Source organism: Massilia sp., from assembly GCF_032106685.1.
GTDB lineage: Bacteria > Pseudomonadota > Gammaproteobacteria > Burkholderiales > Burkholderiaceae_D > Telluria.
On sequence record NZ_DAMCPG010000010.1, the window covers coordinates 48,373 to 73,925 of the forward strand.

General features: G+C 66.4%; 22 protein-coding genes. 11 read left to right on the top strand and 11 right to left on the bottom strand.

Annotated elements, in window-relative coordinates:
* Window positions 1–10: 10 nt before the first annotated feature.
* The 3 genes from RT688_RS08315 to RT688_RS08325 all read left to right on the top strand — a co-directional run bounded on the left by RT688_RS08315 (window position 11) and on the right by RT688_RS08325 (window position 2,477).
* Window positions 11–745: an ATP-binding cassette domain-containing protein gene (locus RT688_RS08315; protein ID WP_313704376.1), complete on the top strand. Its 735-nt coding sequence runs from the start codon at window positions 11–13 to the stop codon at window positions 743–745.
* A complete protein-coding gene (locus tag RT688_RS08320; RefSeq protein WP_313704377.1) occupies window positions 742–1,956 on the top strand; it encodes an ABC transporter permease in 1,215 nt (404 codons plus the stop codon). Before RT688_RS08315 ends, RT688_RS08320 begins: the two co-directional genes overlap by 4 nt.
* Window positions 1,957–2,051: 95 nt before the next feature.
* Window positions 2,052–2,477, top strand: coding sequence for an OsmC family protein (locus RT688_RS08325; RefSeq protein ID WP_313704379.1), 426 nt, complete (start codon window positions 2,052–2,054; stop codon window positions 2,475–2,477).
* A 199-nt stretch (window positions 2,478–2,676) separates the two neighbouring features.
* On the opposite strand, the gene coq7 is transcribed toward RT688_RS08325, so the two are convergent.
* A complete protein-coding gene (coq7, locus tag RT688_RS08330) occupies window positions 2,677–3,321 on the bottom strand; it encodes a 2-polyprenyl-3-methyl-6-methoxy-1,4-benzoquinone monooxygenase (protein ID WP_313704380.1) in 645 nt (214 codons plus the stop codon).
* A 216-nt stretch (window positions 3,322–3,537) separates the two neighbouring features.
* Here coq7 and RT688_RS08335 point away from each other — a divergent pair, with 216 nt between their 5' ends.
* From RT688_RS08335 to RT688_RS08345, 3 genes are read left to right on the top strand one after another with little or no spacing between them, the layout of a single operon-like run.
* Entirely contained in the window at window positions 3,538–4,431 is an 894-nt protein-coding gene (locus RT688_RS08335; protein WP_313704381.1) for an ABC transporter ATP-binding protein, read from the top strand.
* Window positions 4,432–4,434: 3 nt separating this feature from the next.
* Window positions 4,435–7,986 carry an ABC transporter permease gene (locus RT688_RS08340; RefSeq protein WP_313704382.1) on the top strand — a complete coding sequence of 1,184 codons (3,552 nt, stop codon included), beginning with the start codon at window positions 4,435–4,437 and terminating at the stop codon, window positions 7,984–7,986.
* A 52-nt stretch (window positions 7,987–8,038) separates the two neighbouring features.
* Window positions 8,039–8,236, top strand: a complete 198-nt coding sequence (locus tag RT688_RS08345) for an addiction module protein (RefSeq protein ID WP_313704383.1) — start codon at window positions 8,039–8,041, stop codon at window positions 8,234–8,236.
* A 220-nt stretch (window positions 8,237–8,456) separates the two neighbouring features.
* Here RT688_RS08345 and RT688_RS08350 read toward each other — a convergent pair whose 3' ends face one another.
* On the bottom strand, window positions 8,457–11,090 hold the full coding sequence (locus RT688_RS08350; protein WP_313704384.1) for a DNA topoisomerase III: 2,634 nt from the start codon (window positions 11,088–11,090) through the stop codon (window positions 8,457–8,459).
* A gap of 366 nt (window positions 11,091–11,456) precedes the next feature.
* Here RT688_RS08350 and RT688_RS08355 point away from each other — a divergent pair, with 366 nt between their 5' ends.
* Entirely contained in the window at window positions 11,457–11,966 is a 510-nt protein-coding gene (locus RT688_RS08355) for a hypothetical protein (protein ID WP_313704385.1), read from the top strand.
* 84 nt (window positions 11,967–12,050) lie between these two features.
* On the opposite strand, the gene RT688_RS08360 is transcribed toward RT688_RS08355, so the two are convergent.
* The 3 genes from RT688_RS08360 to RT688_RS08370 all read right to left on the bottom strand — a co-directional run bounded on the left by RT688_RS08360 (window position 12,051) and on the right by RT688_RS08370 (window position 14,947).
* Window positions 12,051–12,515, bottom strand: a complete 465-nt coding sequence (locus RT688_RS08360; RefSeq protein WP_313704386.1) for a DUF494 domain-containing protein — start codon at window positions 12,513–12,515, stop codon at window positions 12,051–12,053.
* A gap of 160 nt (window positions 12,516–12,675) precedes the next feature.
* Window positions 12,676–13,842, bottom strand: coding sequence for a DNA-processing protein DprA (dprA, locus tag RT688_RS08365; RefSeq protein WP_313704387.1), 1,167 nt, complete (start codon window positions 13,840–13,842; stop codon window positions 12,676–12,678).
* A gap of 7 nt (window positions 13,843–13,849) precedes the next feature.
* Window positions 13,850–14,947, bottom strand: coding sequence for a LysM peptidoglycan-binding domain-containing protein (locus tag RT688_RS08370; protein WP_313704388.1), 1,098 nt, complete (start codon window positions 14,945–14,947; stop codon window positions 13,850–13,852).
* A 281-nt stretch (window positions 14,948–15,228) separates the two neighbouring features.
* On the opposite strand from RT688_RS08370, the gene def reads away from it, so the two are divergent.
* Together def and fmt are read left to right on the top strand one after the other, a co-directional pair.
* Entirely contained in the window at window positions 15,229–15,771 is a 543-nt protein-coding gene (def, locus tag RT688_RS08375) for a peptide deformylase (protein ID WP_313704389.1), read from the top strand.
* Window positions 15,772–15,781: 10 nt separating this feature from the next.
* Window positions 15,782–16,735: a methionyl-tRNA formyltransferase gene (gene fmt, locus RT688_RS08380; RefSeq protein ID WP_313704390.1), complete on the top strand. Its 954-nt coding sequence runs from the start codon at window positions 15,782–15,784 to the stop codon at window positions 16,733–16,735.
* A gap of 117 nt (window positions 16,736–16,852) precedes the next feature.
* Here fmt and RT688_RS08385 read toward each other — a convergent pair whose 3' ends face one another.
* Window positions 16,853–17,080: a BrnA antitoxin family protein gene (locus RT688_RS08385; protein ID WP_313704391.1), complete on the bottom strand. Its 228-nt coding sequence runs from the start codon at window positions 17,078–17,080 to the stop codon at window positions 16,853–16,855.
* Between the two features lie 250 nt (window positions 17,081–17,330).
* On the opposite strand from RT688_RS08385, the gene metH reads away from it, so the two are divergent.
* Together metH and RT688_RS08395 are read left to right on the top strand one after the other, a co-directional pair.
* Complete coding sequence (gene metH, locus RT688_RS08390; RefSeq protein ID WP_313704392.1) at window positions 17,331–21,101, top strand: methionine synthase; 3,771 nt, start codon at window positions 17,331–17,333, stop codon at window positions 21,099–21,101.
* 237 nt (window positions 21,102–21,338) lie between these two features.
* Window positions 21,339–21,704 carry an SPW repeat protein gene (locus RT688_RS08395; protein ID WP_313704393.1) on the top strand — a complete coding sequence of 122 codons (366 nt, stop codon included), beginning with the start codon at window positions 21,339–21,341 and terminating at the stop codon, window positions 21,702–21,704.
* Between the two features lie 119 nt (window positions 21,705–21,823).
* Here RT688_RS08395 and RT688_RS08400 read toward each other — a convergent pair whose 3' ends face one another.
* From RT688_RS08400 to RT688_RS08420, 5 genes are all read right to left on the bottom strand, one after another.
* A complete protein-coding gene (locus RT688_RS08400; protein ID WP_313704394.1) occupies window positions 21,824–23,098 on the bottom strand; it encodes an EAL domain-containing protein in 1,275 nt (424 codons plus the stop codon).
* Window positions 23,099–23,196: 98 nt separating this feature from the next.
* A complete protein-coding gene (locus RT688_RS08405) occupies window positions 23,197–23,973 on the bottom strand; it encodes a class II glutamine amidotransferase (protein WP_313704395.1) in 777 nt (258 codons plus the stop codon).
* 96 nt (window positions 23,974–24,069) lie between these two features.
* Entirely contained in the window at window positions 24,070–24,327 is a 258-nt protein-coding gene (locus tag RT688_RS08410) for a DUF3567 domain-containing protein (protein WP_027865841.1), read from the bottom strand.
* Between the two features lie 98 nt (window positions 24,328–24,425).
* The gene (locus tag RT688_RS08415; protein ID WP_313704397.1) at window positions 24,426–24,809 is read right to left on the bottom strand and encodes a GTPase; all 384 of its coding nucleotides are present in this window, start codon (window positions 24,807–24,809) and stop codon (window positions 24,426–24,428) included.
* Window positions 24,806–25,528 carry a response regulator gene (locus RT688_RS08420; RefSeq protein ID WP_313704398.1) on the bottom strand — a complete coding sequence of 241 codons (723 nt, stop codon included), beginning with the start codon at window positions 25,526–25,528 and terminating at the stop codon, window positions 24,806–24,808. The genes RT688_RS08415 and RT688_RS08420 overlap by 4 nt, the downstream gene beginning before the upstream one ends.
* Between the last annotated feature and the right edge of the window lie 25 nt (window positions 25,529–25,553).

Below are 25,553 nucleotides of genomic sequence, written 5' to 3' on the forward strand. Positions count from 1 at the left end.
CGAGTTCTCCATGATCGAAGTACAAGACGTACGCAAACAGTTCGGCGAGGTGCAGGCGCTCGGCGGCGTGAGCTTTTCGGCGCGCGACGGCCAGATCACCGCCCTCCTCGGGCCCAACGGCGCCGGCAAGACCACCCTGCTGCGCACCCTGATCGGCCTGCTCGAGCGCGACCACGGCAGCATCGCGATCGACGGCGTCGATCCGCAACAAGACCCGCTGGCGGTGCGCCGCAACATCGGCTTCCTGACCGACCAGTTCGGGCTCTACGAGCGCCTGTCCACGCGCGAGTACCTGGCCTATTTCGGCGAGCTGAACGGCATGGGCGGCACCGCCCTGCGCGAGCGCATCGACGAAGTCTCCGAACTGCTGGCGATGGACGACATCCTCGAACGCCGCGCCAAGGGCTTTTCGCAAGGCCAGCGCATCAAGGTGGCGCTGGCGCGCACCCTGCTGCACCGGCCGCGCCACCTGCTGCTCGACGAACCGAGCCGCGGGCTGGACGTGATGGCCACGCGCGCGCTGCGCCACGCGCTCACCGCGCTGCGCAAGGATGGCTGCTGCGTGATCATGGCCACCCACGTGATGCAGGAAGTGACCCACCTGTGCGACGACGTGATCGTCATCGCCAAGGGCCATACCGTGGCCCAGGGCTCGCCCGAAGAACTGTGCCGGCGCACCGGCATCGCCAGCCTGGAAGACGCCTTCGTCAGCCTGGTCGGCACCGAGGAAGGAATCGCCGCATGAAGCCGACGAATGTCAAGCCGACGAATCTAAAGCCAAAGTTCCTGGTTGTCCTGATCAAGGAGATGCGCGAGACCCTGCGCGACAAGCGCACCCTGGGCCTGCTCGCGCTGTTCACCTTCATGTACCCGCTGATGCTGGGCTTCCTGCTGCACAAGACGATCGACCGCGCCACCAAGCCGGAGCGCGACGGCGTCAAGGTCGCCGTGATCGGCGCCAACATGGCGCCGACCCTGATGGCCCAGCTCAAGCAGCGCAACGTCACCGTCGTCGATACCAAGCCGCTCGACGAAGAGGCGATCGGCGAGCTGCTGCGCTCGGAGAAGTATCCGGTGGTGCTGCGCCTGTCCGAGAAGTTCACCGAGAACTACGCCGCGATGCGCCCGGCGCGGGTCGAGCTGTGGTTCGACTCGGCCGACGAAAACTACACGCAGCGGCGCGAGGTCGAGGAAGTACTCGAGGCGTATGGCGCCAACGTCGCCGGCGCGCGCCTGCTGGCGCACGGCGTGTCGCCGGCGACGCTGGCGCCGATCCAGGTGCAGCGCTTCGACACCGGCACCAACGCCTCGCGCTCGGCCGGCTTCATCGGCAGCATCCTCGGCATCCTGTTCCTGCCCGCCTTCATCTGCGGGATGTCGACCGCGGTCGACATCACCGCCGGCGAGCGCGAACGGCGTTCGATGGAGGTGCTGATGGCGCAACCGGCGCGCGCCTGGGAACTGGTGACCGGCAAGTGGCTCACCGCCGGCGTGCTGGCCATTGCCGGCGTCACGCTGGAACTGGCGCTGGCGCATGCCATCCTGTCCTGGATGCCGCTGGAAGAAATCGGCATGTCCTGGGCCCTGACCTGGGGCCACCTGGCGCTGGTGTGCTTCGCCTCGATCCCGCTGTGCCTGTTCGCGGCCGGCCTGCAGATCGCGCTGGCGATGAACGCGAAATCGTTCAAGGAAGCGCAGAGCGTGCTGAGCATCGCGATGCTGGTGCCGCTGGTGCCCGGGGTCGTCATCTCGATGATGGAACTGAAGACGGCCGACTGGATGTACATGGTGCCGATGCTGTCGAACCAGACACTGCTGCGCGAGATGGCCAAGGGCGGCGAGATCGGCCTGTGGCCGGTGGCGATGACCTTCCTGTCCTCGGCGCTGGCGGCGGCGATCGCCGTGGCCTTCGCCAGCTGGCGCATGAAGAGCGAGCGTTACGTGCTGTCGGTGTAAGACCGTTGGCGATGGCGCAATGAAAACAGCCCGCCCCGGCATGCCGCGGCGGGCTGTCTTACAATGTGGTCAGCATAAACAGCGGAGATACGCACATGGAAGTCAAAGTCAGCTGGAACGGCCCGTCGGGCATGAGTTTTCGCGCCGAGACCGGCTCGGGCCACACCGTGGCGATGGACGGCGCGCCGGAAGCCGGCGGCCACAACACGGCGGCGCGGCCGATGGAACTGGTCCTGGCCGGCACCGGCGGCTGCACCGCGTTCGACGTGGTCCTGATCCTCAAGCGCAGCCGCGAGGACGTCCAGGGCTGCGACGTCACCCTGCAGGCCGAACGCGCCGACACCGACCCGAAGGTGTTCACCAAGATCAACTTCCACTTCGTCGTCAGCGGGCGCAACCTGAAGCCGGCCGCGGTCGAGCGCGCGGTGAAACTGTCGCACGAGAAGTACTGCTCGGCCTCGATCATGCTGGCCAAGACGGCCGAGATCACGCATTCGTTCGAGATCGTCGAAGCGGCTTGAAATAACGCGCTGCGCCGTTGACCTTGTAGGGTGGGCTCTTGAGCCCACGCGGTCGTACTCGTGAACACCCGAGAGTGTAATCCTGCCGACCAAGCCCGATGAATTGCGTACTACGCGGATCTCACGGATGCCGCAACATTTGCAACGGCCGTACCGCGTGGGCACGAGTGCCCACCCTACGAAAACCGCCTGCTGACGATTACACGTAATATGCGGTGGTCGTCATCACCTTCGCAAACGCCTTCATCGCCAGCTTGACCGGCACCGGCATCTCGGCCGCGCCGAGGTTCTGGGCCGCGGCGCCGTGGGCGATCTCGTCGACGCGCATCTGGTCGACGATGGCGCGCGACTTGGCGTCCTGCGGCGGCAGCATGTCGAGGTGGCTGTTCAGGTGGGCCTCGACCTGGCGCTCGGTCTCGACGACGAAGCCGAGGCTGTTGGCGTCGCCCAGCTTGGCCGCCACCGTGCCCATCGCGTAGGCGCCGGCATACCACAGCGGATTCAGTACGCTCGGCTGCGAGCCCAGCTCCGACAGGCGCTGCGCGGTCCAGGCCAGGTGGTCTTCCTCTTCGCGCCCTGCCTGCTCGAACTGCATGCGCATCGCCGGCGATTGCGCGTAACGCGCCTGCGAGTCGTACAGCGCCTGGGCGCAGACTTCGCCGACGTGGTTCACGCGCATCAGGCCAGCGCTGTGGCGCTGTTCGCGCTCGTCGAGTTCGCAGTCGACGGCGTGCGCCGCCGGGTTCGGACGCGAGGCCGACGCCACGCCGCCGACCACGCGCAGCGCCTTGTCGAAGCCGACGATCAGCTGGTCGAGGGGACTGATAAAACGGTTCGCTAACATAGTATTCGATTTATTCGCGGGAAAACGCCATTATATGCCCGCCGCGGCCGCCCTTGCCGCGCGCCCTGCCCCCGCCTTTTTGCACTCTAGCCCACCCAGCGCGCCGTGCGTCGCATCGGCACGCCCGACTCGGCCGTAATTGACTACAATGCAGGCGTCAAAAAGGCTTGGCGGAAATAAAAATGAACGCCATGCAAAGCCCACCCTGGAGTCCGCATGGAATTACGCATCCGCAATCTGTCCAAGACCTACGCCAACGGCGTGGTGGCCCTGGACAAGGTCACGCTGAACATTCCGCAAGGCATGTTCGGCCTGCTGGGGCCGAACGGCGCCGGCAAGTCGACCCTGATGCGCATCCTCGCCACGCTGCAGGAATGCGACAGCGGCTCGGTCTTCCTCGACGACATCGACGTGCTCGACGAAAAGGACGAGGTGCGCCGCATGCTCGGCTACCTGCCCCAGGACTTCGGCGTCTACCCGAAGGTCACCGCCTACGAACTGCTCGACCACTTCGCCCAGCTGAAGGGCCTGGCGAACCGGCAGCGCCGGCGCGAGGTCGTCGACGGCCTGCTGCAGCAAACCAACCTGTTCGAGGTGCGCCACCAGAAGCTGGGCACCTTCTCGGGCGGCATGCGCCAGCGTTTCGGCGTGGCCCAGGCGCTGATCGGCGACCCGCAACTGATCATCGTCGACGAGCCCACCGCCGGCCTCGATCCGCAGGAGCGGGTGCGTTTCCACAACCTGCTGTCGGACATCGGCGCCGACAAGACGGTGCTGCTGTCGACCCACATCGTGTCCGACGTGGCCGACCTGTGCTCGAACATGGCGATCATCCACAAGGGCCACGTGCTGCTGTGCGGCGAGCCGGCGCGCCTGATCGAGGAGATCGAGGAGCGCATCTGGGCGCGCTTCGTCGACAAGCAGGACCTGCCGCTGTTCCAGAAGCAGCACAGCGTGATCTCGACCCGCCTGCGCGCCGGCCGCACCCTGATCCACGTGTATGACGAGCGCGACCCCGGCATGGGCTTCGAGCCGGCCCACGCCAGCCTGGAAGACGTCTATTTCGCCACCATCGCCGGCCGCCACGACAGCGCGACGGGGAACTGCTGATCCATGGCCGCGCTGTTCGCGATCGCCCGCTTCGAGATACGCCAGCGCCTGCGCCAGCTGGCGACCTGGGTCTATTTCGGCCTGTTCGTCGCCCTGGCCCTGCTGTGGACGGCGGCGGCCGGCGGCGTGTTCAAGGACGCGGTGGTCGCCTTCGGCTCGCGCGTGCTGATCGACGCCCCGCGCCAGGTGGCGCTCACCACGGCCTTCCTCGGCTGCCTGGGCGTGATCGTGATGGCTGCGGTGATGGGGCGCGCGGTGCAGCAGGACTTCGAGCACGAGATGCACCATTTCTTCTTCAGCGCGCCGATCCGGAAATACGCCTACGTGTTCGGGCGCTTCCTCGGCGCCTGGGTCGTGCTGGCCCTGATCTTCGCCGGCATCCTGCTCGGCGCCTGGCTCGGCACCCTGGTGCCCGGCATCGACCCCGACCGCCTGGGCGGAGGCAGCTTCGGCGCCTACCTGCTGCCCTGGCTGTTCACGCTGCTGCCCAACCTGTTCATCTTCGGCGCGATCTTCTTCGTGCTGGCGGCGCTCACCCGGCGCATGCTGCCGGTGTACGTGGCCGGCATCGTGCTGCTGGTCGGTTACACGGTGGCGCCCTCGCTGGCACGCGACTTCGACTACAAGACCGCGGCCGCCCTGATCGATCCCTTCGCCACCACCGCGCTGATCACGCTCACCGAATACTGGCCGATCGCCGAGCGCAACGCGCGCCACGTGACGCTGGAAGGCGTCTACCTGGCGAACCGCCTGATCTGGTGCGGCTTCGGCCTGGTCGTGCTCCTGCTCGGCTACTGGCGCCTGCAACTGAGCGCCCTGGCGGAAGTGCGCGGCGGCGAGCCGCGCGCCATGCCCGAGCCCGCGCCGCAGCTGACGCAGGCGGCGGTCAACACGCGCGAACGCCCGGACTTCGCGCGCCGCAGCCTCGGCCTGCTGCTGGCGAAGCAGACCTGGCTGCAGTGGCGCCAGTCGGTCGCGACGCTTCCCTTCGTCCTGATCGCCCTGGCCGGCATGGGCATGCTGGTGCTGGGCAGCTTCGACCTCGGCATGCTGCACGGCGCGAGTACCTATCCCGTCACCTGGCAGATGCTGGAACTGATCCGCGACACCAATTCGCTGTTCATCCTGGTCATCACCACCTTCTACGCGGCGCAGCTGGTCTGGCGCGAGCGCGACGCCCGCACCGCGCAGCTGTTCGACGCCCTGCCCCTGCCCGGCTGGCTGGCGCCGGTCTCGAAAGTCCTGGCGCTGGTCGGCATGCAGGCGCTGTTGCTGGCGCTGACGATGCTGACCGCGATGCTGAACCAGCTGCTGCGTGGCTACTTCGCGCTCGAGACCGGCCTCTACCTGCGCACCCTGTTCACCGTCCTGCTGCCGCAGTACGCGCTGCTGGCGGTGCTGGCGGTGGCGGTGCAGGCGCTGTGCGGGCGCAAGGTCCTCGGCTATGCGGTGCTCGTGGTGCTGTACGTGGCCATGATCGCCTGCCAGGGCCTGGGCCTGGACCACCCGCTGCTGCTGTTCACCGCGCTGCCCGAGCTGCCCTGGTCGACCATGAACGGCTACGGCCACCTGCTGCTGCGCGAGCGCGCGCTGCAAGCCTACGGCGGCGGCTTCGCGCTGATGCTGCTGGCCGCGACAGTGGTGCTGTGGCCGCGCGGCGTCAACGGGGAATGGTCCAGCCGCCTGCGCCTGGCGCGCCAGAACCTGACGCCGCGCGTGCTGGCGGCCTTCGGCGCCGGCCTGCTGCTGTTCGGCGCCAGCGGCGCCCTGCTCTGGTACGAGCTGGACGTGGCCGGCAACTACCGCATGACGCGCAGCGCCGAAGCCCTGCGCGCCGAGTACGAACTGCGTTACCGGCGCTTCCAGGACCTGCCCCAGCCGCGCCTGGCCGCGGTGAATCTGCGGGCCGACCTGTATCCGCAGGCGCGCCTGCTGGCCGTCGAGGGCAAGTACCAGCTGGAGAACCGCGGCGGCGCGCCGGTCAGCGACCTGATCGTCTACCAGCAGCCCGGCTTCGACCTGGCGGCGCGCCTGTCGCAGCCGGCGCGCCTGGTGACGGCCGACCGCGCGCGCGGCTTCTACCGCTTCCGCCTGGCCACGCCGCTCGCGCCTGGCGCGCGCATCGCCTTCGACTTCCAGTTGAGCGCGGCGCCGGGCGGCCTGCTCGGCCTGGGCACCGACACCCCGGTCGCGGCCAACGGCAGCTGGTTCACCAACGAGGCCCTGCCGCGCATCGGCTACCAGGAGGCGGTCGAGCTGCGCGACGAACGCGACCGCCGCCGCCACGGCCTGGCGCCGCGCGCGCGGGACCGGCGCACGGACGCCGCCGGCACCGAGTCCGCCCGCATCCGCTTCGAGGCGCTGGTCACGACCAGCGTGGACCAGATCGCTGTCGCGCCGGGCGCGCTCGAACGCGAGTGGATCGCGCAGGAACGCCGCCACTTCCGCTACCGCGCCGAGCAGCCCATCCTCGACCGCTACGCGATCGCCTCGGCGCGCTACGCCGTGCGCCACGAGCGCTGGCAGGACGTCGCCATCGACGCCTTCTACCGGCCCGGCCACGAGGACAACGTCGACCGCCTGGTGCGCGGCGCCGCCGCCGCCCTCGCCTACGGCAGCCGTGCTTTCGGTCCCTACGGCCTGCACGACCTGCGCCTGGTCGAGACGCCGCGCGGCGCGGGCGCGGCGCAGTCCTTCCCCGGCATGGCCGGCCTGCCCGAGACCGAGGCCTTCATCGCGCGCGTCGAGCCGAACTCGCGCAGCGAGATCGATTACCCGTTCTACACCGGCGCCTACAGCACCGCGCGCCAGTGGTGGGGCCAGCAGCTGGCCGCCTCGAACAAGCCCGGCGGCGCCCTGCTAGCCGACGGCCTGGCCGAATACACGGCGCTGATGACCGTGCGCCGCAGCCTGGGATCGACCGCGATGCGGCGCTACCTGCGCCAGGACCTGCACGCCTACCTGATGGGCCGCGCCACCGCGACCGGCCGCGAACTGCCGCTGCTGCGGACGGGCGACGAAGCCTGGCTGGCGCAGCGCAAGGGGGGCCTGGCGCTCTACCTGCTGCAGGACCAGCTGGGCGAGGAGCGCGTCAACGCGGTGCTGCGCGACTTCCTGCGCCGTCACGGCGGCCAGGACACGGCTCCGGATGCCGCCGCGCTGGTCGAGGCGCTGCGCACGGTGGCGCCGCCCGACAAGGCCTACCTGGTGCACGACCTGTTCGAGGCCATCGTGCTGTACGAGAACCGGGCCGACAGCGCCAGCGCGCGGCGCCGACCGGACGGCAAGTACGAAGTGACGCTGCGCGCCAGCGCGGCCAAGGTGCGCGCGGGCGGGCCCGCGGAGCAGGAGCTGGCGCTGGCCGACAGCATCGAGTTCGGCGTCGACGACAGCGACGGCAGGCCGCTGGCGCGCGAGCGGCGCCTGGTGCGCGGGCGCGCGCAGGTTGTCACCTTCGTGGTCGATGCGCTACCGGCACGCGCCGGCATCAACCCCGATTACAAGCTGATAGACAAGAAACCCACAGATAACATGGTTCCAGTCGACAATCGGTAAGACTCGATATATCATCGGCTAAAACTATTAGTGAGGGTGAGCAATGTCGAGCATGGTCGCCGAAATCCGCGAAAAAATTCAGATGCTGAGCGCCGACGAAAAGCACGAGCTGCTGCGTACGCTGCTGAAGGACGTCGATGGCGCCGACGAGGACGCCGACGAAGCCTGGCGCATGGAAGTGGTGCGCCGCGTGAAGGCGATCCGCAACGGCGAAGCGGCGATCCGCGCGCTGCAGGACTGGCAGGAATAATTCGCCGCCGCACATATCTGAAGCACAGGACATAAAAAAACCGCGATCTGCCGATCGCGGTTTTTTTATGTCTGCCGGCATTTCGTTACCGTCAACGCGAGGGACGTAGGGTGGGCGCTCCGCGCCCACGCGGTGATCGATATTGGCAAGATCATCGCGCTCGATAACGGAACCGATACCGATCACCGCGTGGGCACAAGTGCCCACCCTACGCACTCCATCACTTCTTCGCCGCCACCCGCTTGGCCGCCGGCTTCTTCGCCGCGACGGTCTTGGCCGCGGCCTTGGCGGCCGGCTTCTTGGTGACCTTGGTCTCGACGGCTTCGCCATCGACACCCGCCGAGTCGTCGTTGGCCGCGGCCTTGCCCTTGGCGGCCGGCTTGGCCTTGCGCTCCTCGAACTCGAAGCTGATCTTGCCGTCCTTGCCGCGCACCAGGAAAGCCTTGAACGGACGGCGCGTGCGCTGCGAGATGAAGCCCGGCAGCAGGTCGGTCTTGCCGTCGTTCAGCAGCTTGGCCATCTGCTCGGGCAGGATTTCCTGCTGCAGGATGATCCGGCCGCTGCGGAAGTCACAGGTCTTGGGCTTGGCGACCTGGTGTTCGCACACATAGGCCAGGCCCATCTCGTAGACGCCGCCGTTGCACTTCGGGCAGGGGCCGAGCGGGGTCTGGCCGGTGAAGTCGACGCCTTCTCCCTCTTCGCCCTCGGCCTGGTCCTGGCCGAAGTCGAACTCCAGCTTGAAGTTGTTGATGTCCTCGTCGCGCACGATGCGCAGGATCGCCGCGAACGGACGGCCCATCTTCGAGCGGAAGCCCTGCAGCGGACCGATGGTGCGGTTCTTCAGCAGCTCCTCGACCTCGTTGATCTCGAACTGGCGGCTGCCCGGCGTCTTGCTCATCGAGAAGTCGCACTTGGTGCAGGCGAAGCGGCGGTAGTTTTCCTTGACCACGCCGCCGCAGTTCGGGCAAGGCGTCTGCAGGGTCGCGTACTCGCCCGGAATCGTATCGTTGTCGTATTCCTTGGCGCGCTTGACGATGATCTGGGTCATCTGCGCGATCTCGCGCATGAACTCGTCGCGCGAGATCTTGCCCTTCTCCATCTGCGACAGCTTGTATTCCCATTCGCCGGTCAGTTCCGGCGCCGTCAGTTCGTTCACGCCCAGGCCGCGCAGCAAGGTCATCAGCTGCGACGCCTTCGCCGTCGGGATCAGCTCGCGCCCTTCGCGCACCAGGTATTTTTCGGTGAGCAGGCCTTCGATGATCGCCGCGCGCGTGGCCGGGGTGCCAAGACCCTTGCCGGCCATGGCGTCGCGCAGTTCGTCGGAGTCGACCAGTTTGCCGGCGCCTTCCATCGCCGACAGCAGCGTCGCTTCGGTGTAGCGTGCGGGCGGCTTGGTCACCAGGCCGTTCGGGGTCACCTTGTCGGCCAGGACCTTCTCGCCCTTCTGCACCGGCACCAGGGTGGCGCCGTCCTTGTCGTCGCCGGTCGTGTCCTTGCCGTAGATGGCCAGCCAACCCGGGTTGGTCATGACCTTGCCCTCGGTCTTGAACTGGTGGCCCGAGACTTCGGTGAAGCGGGTCGTGACCAGGAACTCGGCCGGCGGGAAGAACACGGCCATGAAGCGGCGCGTGACCAGGTCGTAGAGCTTCTGTTCCGGCTCGGACAGGTTCTTCGGCGCGACACCGGTCGGGATGATCGCGAAGTGGTCCGAGATCTTGGTGTTGTCGAAGATGCGCTTGTTCGGCTTGACCCAGCCGTTCTTGGTGATCTGCTTGGCGAACTGGTGGTAATTGTTGTTCTCGGCCAGCGACTCCATCGTCGATTTCACCGTGGCGATGTAGTCTTCCGGCAGGTGGCGCGAATCGGTACGCGGGTAGGTCAGGACCTTGTGCTTCTCGTACAGGGCCTGGGCCAGGCCGAGGGTGTTCTTGGCCGAGAAGCCGAAGCGGCCGTTGGCCTCGCGCTGCAGCGAGGTCAGGTCGAACAGGGCCGGCGCCATCGAGGTGGTCGGCTTCGATTCCTCGGTGACGACGCCCTGCTTGCCGCGGCAGGCGGCGACGATCGATTCGGCGGCGGCGCGGCTCCACAGGCGCTCGGCGCGCTTTTCCGGATCGTTCTCGTCCTTCTTGAATTTCTGGTCGAGCCAGCGCCCTTCGTAGATGCCGGCCGCGCAGACGAACTCGGCGCGCACTTCCCAGTAGTCGCGCGGGACGAACTTCTTGATCTTCTCTTCGCGCTCGACCACGATCGACAGGGTCGGGGTCTGGACCCGGCCCACGGTGGTCAGGTAGAAGCCGCCCTCCTTCGAGTTGAAGGCGGTCATGGCGCGAGTGCCGTTGATGCCGATCAGCCAGTCCGCTTCCGAGCGGCAGCGCGCGGCGTCGGCCAGCGGACGCATCTCTTCGTCGCTGCGCAGCTGGCGGAAGCCTTCGCGGATCGCGGTGGGGGTCATCGACTGCAGCCACAGGCGCTTGACCGGCTGCTTCGCCTTCGCGTTCTGCGCGATCAGGCGGAAGATCAGTTCACCTTCGCGGCCCGCGTCGCATGCGTTGATCAGGGTCGAGACATCCTTGCGCTTGATCAGCTTGTTCAGCACCTTGAGGCGCGACTCGGTCTTGGCGATCGGGTTCAGCGCGAAGTATGGCGGAATCACCGGCAGGTGCTGGAAGCTCCACTTGCCGCGCTTGACGTCGTACTCTTCCGGCACCGCGATCTCGAGCAGGTGGCCGACGGCGGACGAGAGGATGTATTCGTCGGATTCGAAATACTCATCGTGCTTGGTGAAGCCGCCCAGCGTCTTGGCGATGTCATTCGCGACGGAGGGCTTCTCGGCGATGATGAGGGTTTTGGTCATAAAGTTTCTCGTCTTACTTATTTATTAGAGGTTTGGCTCGCGCATCATACATGCTTGGCGGCGGGACCGCTGCGCGGCTAGTGTCTTAGTGGTAACAGTCTGGAATGAGCGGCCAATGATAAGCGCGTTATCGCGCTGGCCGCAAGTGGACTCTGCACCTCTGTTGTGCAAGCTTGCGCGGCACTGCGCCGAAAACGCGCGGCCCTTTCCCGGCGTTGACAATGCGGCCAAGAATGCCTTCTTCCATGAAAGTGGGCGCTTTCCTACATGGGATCGGACACCATTCCGATAGGACTGGCGCGGCCGTGCGCGCAAGATCACCTTGTTGGCGGCCGTGACGCCGCCGTTTGATGGGAGGAAATGACCATGAGCGACAACCAGAAAGGCATGGTGAACGAACACGGACGCAGTGTCTCGCGCGAGAAGATGGTGCCGGTGGCCGAGGGCAGCCAGCAAGGCAAGCCGCCCGGCGCGGTGGCATCGTCGGCGCCGAATTCGCAATCCTGGACACCGAACGACGACCAGCGTCCTGCGGGCAACATGCAGTCGGAGAATCTGGACGCCGGCCAGGCTTCGGTAGGCGGCCATCCGGACCGCGGACGTGGCGGCGGGGCCGCCCAACAAGGCGGCTGGAGCGCGCGCCAGAAGGGCCAGCGCATGCAGGAGCGCGCCGAGGAAGACCGGCTCGGCATGTCGCAGCAGTCCGGTTACGGCGGCCTCGAGCAGGACCAGCGCGCCGGCGCGCAGGAGTCGCCCAGCGGGCCGCCGGGATCGCGGCAATCGGGCGCGGGCGGCGCGCGGCAAGGCGGCCAGCCGGACCAGCCGGCGTCGGATGTCGGCAAGGGCAAGCCGGGCGGCGGATCGGGTCATCGCTAAGCCGCCCGATTGGCAGGCTCGCAGCGATACAAAAGGAAACGGCCTGCCGGATACCGGCAGGCCGTTCAGTGGATTCCGAAAAGCTTAGTGCAGCAGGCGCGGCGCCTGCTCGTCGTCGGCGCCGAACAGGTCGTCGAACATCAGCGCGTCCGGCTCCTTGCCCTGGCTCCACATGAGCATGAGGACGATGATCTTCAGCTTGCTCAGCGTAACCGGCGACTCGTCGACCGCGAGCGCGCGTTCGATGATGATCTCGCGCTGCACCGGCGTGATGAGCCTGGCGCTTTCGAGGAACTGGATGAAGCCGATCGCGGCGCTGCCGAGCTCGTTGTACTCCTCGTCCACGTAGTAACGGGTGCCGGTGGAGGCGACCACGTCGGCCAGCTCTTCGGCGGCCATTTCATTCAGACCCGTGAGCCAATCGATGGCTTCGCAGATCTCGAAGTCGTCGAAGCCGACGGCGGAGAGCTTGCGCGCCAATGCAGCCGGCTCGGGGCAGGCTTCGGGACGATAGTACGTCTCGTAGAGGTAGACCAGGATGTCGAACATAGTGGCGCTACTGTAGCAGCTAAGCTCGTATGGGCACAAGCTTGCTACGTACATGAGCATTCGCAATGCGTAATTCGTCGTTTTTCGGCCTTATCGGTTCATATACGCATGTAAGTAATTATCTGTGCGGCTTCTGCATCGAACAACGCCGACATGGCAATCACTGCGTTGCAATCAACGATACGCGTTGCACCTTCCCCCCCGGCAGCCGCTCGAGCATGCCGGCCATTTCCAGCGCCAGCAAGCCCAGGCTCAACTCGCCGATGCTGCCGCCGCTGCGCAGCAGCAGCGTATCGATGTCGACCGGCTCGTGGCCCAGCTGCTCGAGCAATCCGAGACACTCCGTCTCGCTTGGCGGCGCGCTGGCGACGTCCGGCGCAAGCGGCGAGACGCGCATCGCCTCGAGAATTTCGCCGACGGTTTCGACCAGGCGCGCACCGTCGCGGATCAGGGCGTGACAACCCTTGGCCAGCGGCGCATGGATCGAGCCGGGCAAGGCGAACACCTCGCGGCCCTGCTCGTTCGCCACGCGCGCCGTGATGAGCGAACCGGACTGCGCCGCCGCTTCGACCACCAGCACGCCGGCCGACAAGCCGCTGATGATGCGATTGCGTCGTGGGAAGTTGCCCGGTGTCGGCGGCGTGCCCAGCGGATACTCGCTGACGATGCAGCCATCGCGCGCGATGCGTTCGCCCAGCGCCCGGTTGCGGCTCGGGTAGAACAAATCGGCGCCGGTGCCGACCACGGCGATCGTCGCGCCCATCCCTTCCAGTGCGCCTTCGTGCGCGGCGGCATCGATGCCCAGCGCCAGCCCGGACACGACGCACACGCCGGCGCGCGACAGGCTGGCCGCGAAATGCCTGGCGTTCGCCTGGCCCTGGCTGGTGGCGTTGCGGCTGCCGACGATGGCCAGCGCCGGACGCGTCAGCAATTCGCTGCGTCCATGTATATAGAGCAGCAGCGGCGGATCGGGGATGTTGGCGAGGCTGGCCGGATAGCCGGGCTCGCCCAGCGCCAGCAGCGCGTGCGCGGGATCGTCGAGCCAGGCGAGCAGCGCGTCGTGCAGGCGCAAAGTGGCGGAGGACGGCGGCGCGCACAGGGCGCGCGCGGTGGCGGCAGGTACGTGGGCCGCGAGCGCCGCATGACCGGCCTCGAAGATGGCGCGCGGCGAACCGAAGGTGCGCAGCAGCTGCTGCGCGGTGCGGCACCCGACCCCGCTTGCCCCTTCGAGGCGCAGCCAGTCAAGGAGTTGCTCAATGCGTTGATCAACGCGTCGATTGTTGCGAACTACGCTGCCGCTGGCGGGGTTGGGGGCCGTGTCCTGCACGGTGGGTTTACTCCGGTGATTTCGCCACGTCGCCGACTTCCACCGGCGCCGTCACTTGCATGATCAGGCCATAGGAAACGCGCCCGAACACTCGGAAGATGAACAGGGTGCCATACTGCTCATCGGGAAGCTTGATCGTCGACCGGCCGAAACCGAGGAAGCCCCTGCGGCCTTCCGGGTCCGGCACCGTCTTCCCGAAATGATAGAGCTGCAGCACGGAGCCGACATCGAGCCCGTCAAGCGCGCCCCGATTGACAGTGACGACCTGGCTCTGTCCGGCATAGGTCACGCCGGAATAGATCGACATCACGCGCGCGTCGATCGCCTGCAGCGGCGCATGCGGCACGTAGTTGCGCACGGCCGGCGGCGGGCTGGGGACCAGGCGGTCGCCGACGCCCATCTCGCGCACCGAGCTCGACACCGTGAAGGTGTGCACGTCGACGCCGGGCGCGGCCGCTTTCGTCAGCGTGACGGTGCCGACGTAGCTGGCTTCGTGCGCCAGCACGGCGCCGGTCTGCGGATCGACCAGCGGGCCGCCCGGACGGAACACCTGGAAGCTGCTTGCGCCCTGCAGGTCGCCGCGCACGTAGACGCGGTCGCCCACGCCCAGGTAGACGTGGTTTTCCTCGGACGCCGCGATGCGCGGCGCGCTGGCCAACTGGTCCTGCTCGATCACCAGCGGCTGGGTCAGGTAGGGCTCGATGACGCCCGAGGGAATCGACTGCACCGCGTCGTTCTCCAGGCCGCTGCTTCTCACCTGGGGCGACAGGCGCAGCAGGGGCGGCTCGCCGCGGCCGTCGCCGCTGACCGGCTTGCTCAGGGACAGGCGGCCGCGCGCGCGGTCGAAATACACGATCTGGCCGGGATAGATCCAGTGCGGGTTGCGGATCTCGTCGCGGTTCATGCCCCAGACCTGGGGCCAGCACCAGGGGTGCTGGAGGAAGGCGCCGGAGATATCCCACAAGGTGTCACCCTTGACGACACGATGCTGGTCGGGAGCGTTCGGCTTGAAGGCGCATTCGGCGGCCTGGACGGGGCCGGCTACGACACACGCGACGAGGGCCGCCGCAGCAGCGCGGGTCACGACTGTGCTAAAATTTTTCATTGAAGACGTCCGTAAAGTGCGGCATTGACACGGAAATTGCAGGCTGCGCCGGTCACCTTGGCCAGCCGGGGCGCAAGAGACAGCACGAATCGACGTCCCCTGACCGCGAGGCGGATCGCAAAGAGTTGCCGAATTGAATCAAATTCTGCACACAAATCCTTGAACTAGCAAGACAAACCGCGTCCTGCAGCCGGGGCGTCGTGTTGCATTCCTGCTCGTGCGCCCCCACCTGTTGTCGTACTCCCACCAATCCTTATTGAACTGTTACTGAATTAGCTGATATGGCCCTCCTGAAGATCCTGCGCTATCCCGACCCTCGCCTGCACAAGGTTGCCAAGCCGGTGACCGAATTCGGCGAGCGCCTCGCCAAGCTGGTGGCCGACATGGCCGAGACCATGTACGACGCGCCAGGCGTCGGGCTGGCCGCGACCCAGGTCGACGTGCACGAGCGCGTGGTCGTGATCGACGTCACCGAATCGCACGACGAGCTGCGCGTCTTCGTCAACCCGGAAATCACCTGGGCCAGCGAGGAAAAGCAGGTCTACGACGAAGGCTGCCTGTCGGTGCCGGGCATCTACGACGGCGTCGAGCGTCCGGCGCGCGTGAAAGTGCGCGCCCAGGATGCCAAGGGCGAGTTCTTCGAGCTCGAGTGCGACGGCCTGCTGGCCGTGTGCATCCAGCACGAGATGGACCACCTGATGGGCAAGGTGTTCGTCGAATACCTGTCGCCGCTGAAGCGCAACCGCATCAAGGCCAAGCTGCAGAAGGAAGAACGCGGCATGGAACGCGAAGCGGCGCTGAAGGCCGCCGGCCGCCGTTACTAAGGCGCCGCGCATGAAGGTCGTTTTCGCCGGCACGCCGGAGTTTGCCGCTGTCGCCCTGCGCGAGCTGGTCGAGGCTGGATTCGAGATTCCCCTGGTGCTGACCCAGCCCGACCGCCCGGCCGGGCGCGGCATGCAATTGCAGGCCTCGCCGGTCAAGCAGCTGGCCCTGGAGCATGGCATCGAGGTGCTGCAGCCGCTGTCGCTGCGCATGGACAGCAAGGACCCGCAGCGCGCCGAGGAAGCACGCGCCGCCCATGAGCGCTTGACGGCGCTCCACTACGACGTGATGGTGGTGGCGGCCTACGGCCTGATCCTGCCGCGCAGCACCCTCGACATCGCGCCCTGCATCAACATCCACGGTTCGCTGCTGCCGCGCTGGCGCGGCGCCGCCCCGATCCACCGCGCGATCGAAAGCGGCGACGTCGAGACCGGCGTGACCATCATGGGCATGGAAGAAGGCCTGGACACCGGCCCGATGATGCTGATCGAACGCGTGGCGATCGAGGACAGCGACACCACCGGCAGCCTGCACGACAAGCTGGCGGCGCTGGGCGGGAGCATGATCGTCGAGGCGCTGCGCCGCATGGAACGCGGCGAATTGACGTCCACCCCGCAGCCCGAGGAAGGCGTGACCTACGCCGCCAAGATCAGCAAGGACGAAGCCAAGCTCGACTTCGCCCTGACGGCCGTCGCGCTGTGGCGCAAGGTGCGCGCCTTCAATCCCTTCCCCGCCGCCCAAGGCATGGTGAACGGGACGGCGGTCAAGATCTGGAAGGCCGAACTGGCCGACTACGCAGGCAAGGCGGCGCCGGGCACGGTGCTGTCGAGCGATGCGCAAGGCATCGTCGTCGCCTGCGGCGAAGGCGCGCTGCGTTTGCTGGAGTTGCAGAAGCCGGGCGGCAAGCGCCTGGCGGCGGCGGAGTTCCTGAAGGGCTTCCCGCTCGAGGGCAAGACATTCTCGTAGGGTGGGCGGATTCTCCGCCCACGCGGGGCTTGTTATCGGCGAGATCATCGTAGTCGGCGAGGCGTCGCCAACCATCCCCAAATAAAAAACGCGCCCTTCGGCGCGTTCGATGACAATTTAATTGCCGGCTGCTTCCGCAGCACGCTGCGCGTCCATGTGTTCGCGCAGAACCTGGTTGATGCGGGTCTGGTAGCCCGGACCGGCCGCCTTGAACCATTCCAGCATATCGACGTCGAGGCGGATCGTCACGATCTGCTTCACGCCAGCCGGCTGCTGTTTCGCTACTGGCGCCACGTGATTCTGCACCACCGCCTGGTCCCAATCGGGTTCGTACTCTTTGTTCATGCAATCATCCCGTCTCTTTAAAACGTGCCACATTCCTCGTGGCATTTATTTATTGTCGTCGCTGTATGTATCCGCAAAATTGCTAAACGGGTGGGTTTTGTAACATCATGTAACAATGATGCGCATAAACACATAACGATACAATCTGCCTCCCCAGCCCGCCGTGGCTGAAGTGCGCGACGGCGATGACGTATAATTTCAGGTCGTCCAAACCGTGCCGATGCTTGCGCACGCCTACCGAAAGCTCATCATGACCGCCCCAAAGACCGCCCTCTCCCCGATCGACACCCAGCTGCGCGAGATCCTGTCGCGCCGCATCATGATCCTGGATGGCGCGATGGGCACCATCATCCAGCAATACAAGCTCGACGAAGCGGCCTACCGCGGCGAACGGTTTGCCGGCTTCGCCGCGCCCGAGGGCGCCGGCAACCGCGAACTTTTCGTCAAGGGCAACAATGAGCTGCTCACGCTCACCCAGCCGCGGGTGATCCAGGAGATCCACGAGCGCTACCTCGCGGCCGGCGCCGACCTGATCGAAACCAATACCTTCGGCGCGACCAGCGTTGCCCAGGACGACTACCACATGGGCCACCTGGCCTACGAGATGAACGTCGAGGCCGCGAAGCTCGCGCGCGCCGCCTGCGACAAGTACTCGACGCCGGACAAGCCGCGTTTCGTTGCCGGCGCCCTCGGCCCGACCCCGAAGACGGCCTCGATCTCGCCCGACGTGAACGACCCGGCGGCGCGCAACATCACCTTCGACCAGCTCGTCGCGAGCTACCACGAGCAGGTGCGCGGCCTGGTCGACGGCGGCGTCGACGTGCTGCTGGTCGAAACCATCTTCGACACCCTGAACTGCAAGGCGGCGCTGTTCGCCATCGACCAGTACTTCGACGAGCATCCGGATACCCTGCGCAAGCCGATCATGATCTCGGGCACGGTCACCGATGCCTCGGGCCGCATCCTGTCGGGCCAGACCGTCGAGGCCTTCTGGAATTCGGTGCGCCACGCCAAGCCCCTGACCATCGGCCTGAACTGCGCGCTGGGCGCGGCGCTGATGCGCCCGTATGCCGAGGAGCTGTCGCAGATCGCCGATACCTTCGTCTGCATCTACCCGAACGCCGGCCTGCCCAACCCGATGAGCGACACCGGCTTCGACGAGCTGCCGGCCGACACCTCGGCGCTGCTGCGCGAATTCGCCGACGCCGGCTTCGTCAACATCGCCGGCGGCTGCTGCGGCACCACGCCGGAACACATCAAGGCGATCGCCGAACTGCTCTCGACCGCCACCCCGCGCGCGCTGCCGCAAGTGCCGGTCGCGATGCGCCTGGCGGGCCTGGAGCCGTTCACGGTGGACGACTCGTCGCTGTTCGTGAACGTCGGCGAGCGCACCAACGTGACCGGCTCGAAAGCCTTTGCGCGCATGATCCTGAACGAGCAGTTCGACGAGGCGCTGTCGGTGGCGCGCCAGCAGGTCGAGAACGGCGCCCAGGTCATCGACATCAACATGGACGAGGCGATGCTCGATTCGCAGGCGGCGATGACGCGCTTCCTGAACCTGATCGCCTCCGAGCCGGACATCTCGCGCGTGCCGATCATGATCGACTCCTCGAAATGGAGCGTGATCGAGGCCGGCCTGAAGTGCGTGCAGGGCAAGGCCATCGTCAACTCGATCTCGATGAAGGAAGGCGAGGAGGAATTCCTGCGCCAGGCCAAGCTGTGCCGCCGCTACGGCGCGGCCGTGATCGTGATGGCCTTCGACGAGATGGGCCAGGCCGACACCTTCGAGCGCAAGATCGAGATCTGCAAGCGCGCCTACGACACCCTGGTGCAGAAGGTGGGCTTCCCGCCCGAGGACATCATCTTCGATCCGAACATCTTCGCGATCGCCACCGGCATCGAGGAACACAACAACTACGCGAACGACTTCATCAACGCCACGCGCTGGATCCGCGAGCACCTGCCGCATGCGAAGGTGTCGGGCGGCGTCTCGAACGTGTCGTTCTCGTTCCGCGGCAACGACCCGGCGCGCGAAGCGATCCACACCGTCTTCCTGTACCACGCGATCAAGGCCGGCATGACCATGGGTATCGTGAACGCCGGCATGATCGGCGTCTACGACGAACTGCCCGCCGAGCTGCGCGAGCGCGTCGAGGACGTGGTGCTGAACCGCCGCGAGGACGCCACCGAGCGCATGATCGAATTCGCCGGCACGCTCAAGGCCGGCGGCGGCAAGCAGGAACAGAACCTGGAGTGGAGGAGCGGCCCGGTCGAGAAGCGCCTGGCGCACGCGCTGGTGCACGGCATCACCCAGTGGATCGTCGAGGACACCGAGGAAGCGCGCCAGGCCGTGCTTGCTGCCGGCGGGCGTCCGATCAACGTCATCGAAGGCCCGCTGATGGCCGGCATGGACATCGTCGGCGACCTCTTCGGCCAGGGCAAGATGTTCCTGCCGCAGGTGGTGAAGTCCGCCCGCGTGATGAAGCAGGCCGTGGCCCACCTCGTGCCCTTCATCGAAGAGGAAAAGGCGCAGGAAGAAGCGCGCACCGGCATCGTCGCCAAGCCGAAGGGCAAGATCGTGATCGCCACCGTGAAGGGCGACGTGCACGACATCGGCAAGAACATCGTCTCGGTGGTCCTGCAATGTAATAACTTCGAGATCGTAAACATGGGCGTGATGGTGCCCTGCTCCGACATCCTGGCGAAAGCCAAGAAAGAGAACGCGGACATCGTCGGCCTGTCCGGCCTGATCACGCCTTCGCTGGAAGAGATGGCCCACGTCGCGCGCGAGATGCAGCGCGACCCGTGGTTCCGCGAGCGCCGCATCCCGCTCTTGATCGGCGGCGCCACCACCAGCCGCGCCCACACGGCCGTCAAGATCGCGCCGCACTACGACGGCCCGGTGGTCTACGTGCCGGACGCCTCGCGTTCGGTGTCGGTCGGCCAGTCGCTGCTGACCGAGGAAACGCGCGAGCAGTACATGGCCGAGATCAAGGCCGACTACGAGCGTATCCGCGTGCAGCACGCCGGCAAGAAGGCGCTGCCGATGGTCACGCTGGAACAGGCGCGCGCCAACAAGGCAAAACTGGACTTTGCGCCGCTCAAGCCGAAGTTCATCGGGCGCCGCGTATTTAAAAATGTCGACCTCGGCACGCTGGCGCGCTACATCGACTGGGGCCCGTTCTTCCAGACCTGGGACCTGGCCGGTCCCTTCCCCGCCATCCTCACCGACGAGGTCGTGGGCGAAGCCGCGACCAAGGTTTTCGAGGAAGGCCAGGCCATGCTCAAGAAGATTATCGAAGGCCGCTGGCTGACCGCGAACGGCGCGATCGCCCTGCTGCCGGCCAACAGCGTGCGCGACGACGACATCGAGATCTATACCGACGAATCGCGTTCGCAGGTCGCCTTCACCTGGCACGGCCTGCGCCAGCAGGGCGTGAAACCCGTGGTCGACGGCGTCCAGCGTCCGAACCAATGCCTGGCCGACTTCATCGCGCCGAAGGAATCGGGCGTGGCCGACTACATCGGCATGTTCGCGGTGACGGCGGGCCTGGGCATCGAGAAGCACGAGCAGCGCTTCGAGGACGCGCATGACGACTACTCGTCGATCATGCTGAAGGCCCTGGCCGACCGCCTGGCCGAAGCCTTCGCCGAATACCTGCACGAGCGCGTGCGTACCGACCTGTGGGGCTACGCGGCGGGCGAAGACCTGGACAACAAGGCGCTGATCGCCGAGGAATACCTCGGCATCCGCCCGGCGCCGGGCTACCCGGCCTGCCCCGAGCACACGGTCAAGAAGGAACTGTTCGAGACCCTGCAGGCCGAGGAAATCGGCATGCAGCTGACCGAGTCCTACGCGATGTATCCGGGCGCGGCCGTGTCGGGCTTCTATTTCGCCCACCCGGAGTCGAAGTACTTCGTGGTCGGCAAGATCGGCGACGACCAGGTCGAGGACATGGCGCAGCGCCGCGGCATGGACAAGGCCGAGGTCGAGCGTCACCTGGCGCCGAATCTGTCTTAATCGTCCGTTGGCGCCGGCACGGTTGCAGTGATTCAGCCGGTAACGATCGACGCGTGGACGGGGAACCCGTCCACGCTACAGCCTATGCAAGGGACGTAGGGTGGACGGCTCTGCCGTCCACGCGTCGATAGTTATCCTGAAAGATGCCTCGCCAGCCCCGCCATTCACCGTGGAACTTTCTTTAACCTGTATTGCCTAACTCCTCGGGGACCTCGGTCCCGCTTCGAGGAGCGCATCATGGCAATGCATCTTCCCATCCGGCGCTGGCAGGACCAGGCGATCCTGCTGCTGGGCCTCTGGCTGTTCGTTTCGCCCTGGGTGATGGGCTACCCGAGCGATTCGACACCGGCGGTCAACGCCTACATGGCGGGCGCCCTCATGGTGGCGCTGGCTGCCTTCGACCTGTATAAAACCTATATCTGGGCCGTGATCGTGAACATCGTGGTCGGCGCCTGGGTGGCGGTGTCGCCCTGGCTGGTGGGCGTCGTCGGCGACCGGGCGATGAGCGCCAGCATGCTGGTCGTCGGGTTGGCGGCGGTCGGGCTGGGATTATGGGAAATGCGGACCGATCCGGACCTGCATCAGCAGTGGGTGGGGACGTGATGGGCTGACTTCGAAGCAACCCGGCTGTGCAGGCGCTTGTCGAACGCGTGGGCGGGAAGACCCGCCCACCCTAGGGCTCAGTGCCCGCTTTCCGACGCTGCCGCAAGCAAGCGGTACGTTTACAACGCGTGGCGCACCACCTTGTCGCTCCACTCGAAGGCGGCCATCTCCAGTTCGACCAGTTCGTCGCCGCTGTCGGCCAGTTCGCCCAGCACCGGCAGCAGCGCGTCGCCCTCCTCCATCTGTTCGAGCGACTCGGCCAGGCGCAGCAGTTCGCCGAAGAAGCCGCTGCGTTTCACCAGCGCGGCTGCCACCTCGTCGCTCACCGGAATCTGTTCGACCAGGTCGGCCATCGGCACCGAGAACAACGCGTCCATCAGCGACATGATGCCGACCGTGAAGGCGACATCGGCCACCTGGCGCTGGCCCGGGCGCAGCCGCTGGGCCAGCAGTTCCATCAGGCGCGCGCGGGTGCTGGCGAGCATCAGGAGCGGCGTCATCGCGTGGCCGCGCGTGCCGGGCTCGGCGTAGAGCATGATCTGCAGCCAGCGCTGCAACTGGCGCCGGCCAAGCACGAGCAGGGCCTGGCTGAGCGAATCGATGCGCTGGCCGAGGCTGGCCGCCGGCGTGTTCACGATGCGCAGGAGGTTGACCGAGAGCGGCACGTCGCGCTTGATGGCGCGCTCGATCTCGATGTTGTCGGCGTCCGAATCCACCAGGTGCATCAACTCGACCAGCGCCTGCTGCGAGGGCGACAGCTTGCGTCCGGCCAGCACCGAGGGCTTGGCGAAATAATAGCCCTGGAAGTAATCGAAGCCGAGGTCGAGGCAGGTGCGGTAATCGGTCTGGCTTTCGACCTTTTCGGCCACCAGCCGCTTGCCGGTGCCGCGCAGGCGCGGCACCAGGGACAGCATCGCCACCACGGGCGTGGCGCGCAGGTCGACCTTGACGTAGTCGAGCAGCGGCAGCAGCCGTCCCAGGCGCGCGCCGTGGCTGGATGCCTCGGCGGCAAAGCGGAAGCCGTGCCCGGCCAGCTCGGCCAGGCGCCACAGCACCGCGTCGCTTGCCTCCACCGAGGCGCCCAGCTCGAGCACGGTGCGCTCGCGCGGCAGGAAGGCGAAGATATCGCTCATCAACACGTCGGTGTCGACGTTCAGGAAGGCGAGCGCATCGCCGATCGCGCGCGGCAGGCCGAGCTGGGCCGCATGGGCCAGCACGCCGCTGGTGGCGGCGAGCGCCGAATCGATCTCGGCGCCACCCTCCTGGCGGCTGCGGAACAGCAGTTCGTAGCCGAACAGGGCCTGGTTACGGTCGAGCAGCGGCTGGCGCGCCAGGTAGAAATTGCGTAGTTGCAGAGGCTGGGATGCCTGGTCGAGGCTGGCGGTATCGGTCATCGCGGTCCCGTGGTCGGTTCAAGCTGCTCACTCTACCCGATTCTCGGCAGTTAGTGGCTTTTTGGCATCTCCATGAAGCAAAAAAAGATGCCGGAATGCTAAATTGGCGCCGCCTGCGGCGCGCCGTCGACGAACAATTTCAATTCGCCCGGCGCGAAATGCGTCCAGGTCTCGTTGGTGGTCAGCGGCTCGGTGACGATGATCGCGACTCGGTCGTTGGGCGTGGTTACCTGCGAGAAATCGACGGACAGGTCTTCGTCGGACAGGCAGGCCGAGGCGAACGGATACTTGCGCACGACGTAGCACAGCTTGGTCGAGCAGTGCGCGAACAGGGCGGTGCCGTCGGAGAGCATCATGTTGAAGGTGCCGTAGGCGGCGATGCCGCGCACCAGTTCTTCCAGGGCCGCATGCAGCGCGCCGCGCTCGGGCGCGGTGTCGCCGAAGCGGCGCCGCAATTCCTGCAGCAGGAAGCAGAAGGCCAGCTCGCTGTCGGTGCTGCCGACCGGCCGGAAGGCGCCGTCGAGCGCGGGCACGAATGCCTTCAGGTCGCCGTTGTGGGCGAACACCCAGTAGCGGCCCCACAGTTCGCGCACGAAGGGATGGCAGTTCTCGAGCGCCACCTCGCCTTGCGTGGCTTTGCGGATGTGGGCGATGACGTTGGTCGACTTGATCGGGTAACGCTTGATCAGTTCGGCAATCGGGGAAGCGATCGCGGCCTGGTGGTCGACGAAATGGCGTACGCCGGCGCCCTCGAAGAAGGCGATGCCCCAGCCGTCGTGGTGGGTATCGGTGCGGCCGCCGCGGTGGGCGAAGCCGGTAAAGGAAAACACAATGTCCGTTGGAACATTGCAGTTCATTGCGAGAAGTTGGCACATGGCGCGCAGCTTACCATGGCGCAGCAGGGAGAAGAGTACGGGGTTCTTCACGATGCCGCACAGTGCGCGCACTGTGCGGCACGATGATGGAACGGGTTAGTGCAGCACGACCGGTTGGCTCATCAGGGTATCGTAGGAGCCCAGGAAATCGTCGATTTCCTCCATGGTCGGCTCGCTGGCGATCAGGTTGTTGACGTCGCGCCGGAACGATTGCGCCAGTTTGCCGCCGATGAACGCTTCGCGACGGCCGGCCTTGTCGACGATCTCGTAACCGCCGAAGCGCAGGGCTTCGAGGTCGCGATCGACGCCAAATTCGACCACGCTGTACTGTTCGCTGTTATAGATCATGTTCATGATGACTCCTTCTCTCGATCAGAGTGTTGGACCAGCCGCGCGGCGGCGGGCGGCTGGCTTTCGACTTCAGTGAAGAGGTGGGGCTGCGCGAACCGATTTCAAGAGTGCCGGTCCGGCGTCAGTTTCAACAGCTGATCGTATGGTGCGCTGCTTAACCATGATCGCAACTGACCCAGGTGCTCGCCGCTGGCCACGCCGACCAGGAGACGCGTCGGACGTTGGCGCAGGAGACGATTCAATGTAACACGCATCACCAGATTGCCGGCGCAGCATAGGCAACCTGGGGCAATGCGGGCGATCAAGAGCGAGTCGGAAGCGTCGAGAACGGGGCTGCCGTCGGGCAGTCCTTCGAGGATGATGGCGGACACACCGTGTTGATGCGGAGTTGACTCGGCCAGGGCGGCGGCGATCGCCGCCTCGCGCCGGCTGGCGCTGGCACCGGTGACGAGGGTGGTGGGGATGGGGGCGGCGAGCCCCTTCATCCCCCGCGCTTGCCGAGCTTGCCCGGCTCGACGCCAAGCTGCTTGAGCTTGCGGTACAGGTGGGTGCGCTCCAGGCCGGTCTTCTCGGCCACGCGCGTCATGCTGCCGCCCTCGCGCCCCAGGTGGTGCTCGAAGTACATGCGCTCGAAGGCGTCGCGGGCCTCGCGCAGCGGCAGGTCGAAGGACAGCGTGTAGCCCTGGGTTTCGCCATGGCCGACCACGCCGACGCGCGCGCCGTTGAGCGGCGCCGGCATCGGCGGCGGCGCGTACATCGGCGCGCTGGCCGGCATGCTTTCCACGATCGGCGGCGGCATGACCGGGCGCGGCGGCGGGCTTGGTGCGCGCGCCACTTCCTGGGCGCGGGTCAGGCCCTGCTGCACGGCCTTCAGCAGCTTCTGCAGGGCGATCGGCTTTTCGAGGAAGTTCAGGGCGCCGATACGGGTGGCCTCGACCGCCGTGTCGATGGTTGCGTGGCCGGACATCATGATGACCGGCATGGTCAGCAGGCCGTCGCGCTGCCACTCCTTGAGCAGGGTGACGCCGTCGGTGTCCGGCATCCAGATATCGAGCAGGACCAGGTCGGGCGCACCGGCCGCGCGCGCCTCGCGCGCCTGCTGCGCGTTTTCCGCCAGCGTGATTGCGTGGCCTTCGTCTCCCAGGATTTCCGAGAGCAGCTCGCGGATGCCCATTTCATCATCAACTACGAGTATGTTCGCCATCTTTTCGCCTTCCTGTCTCCACCCG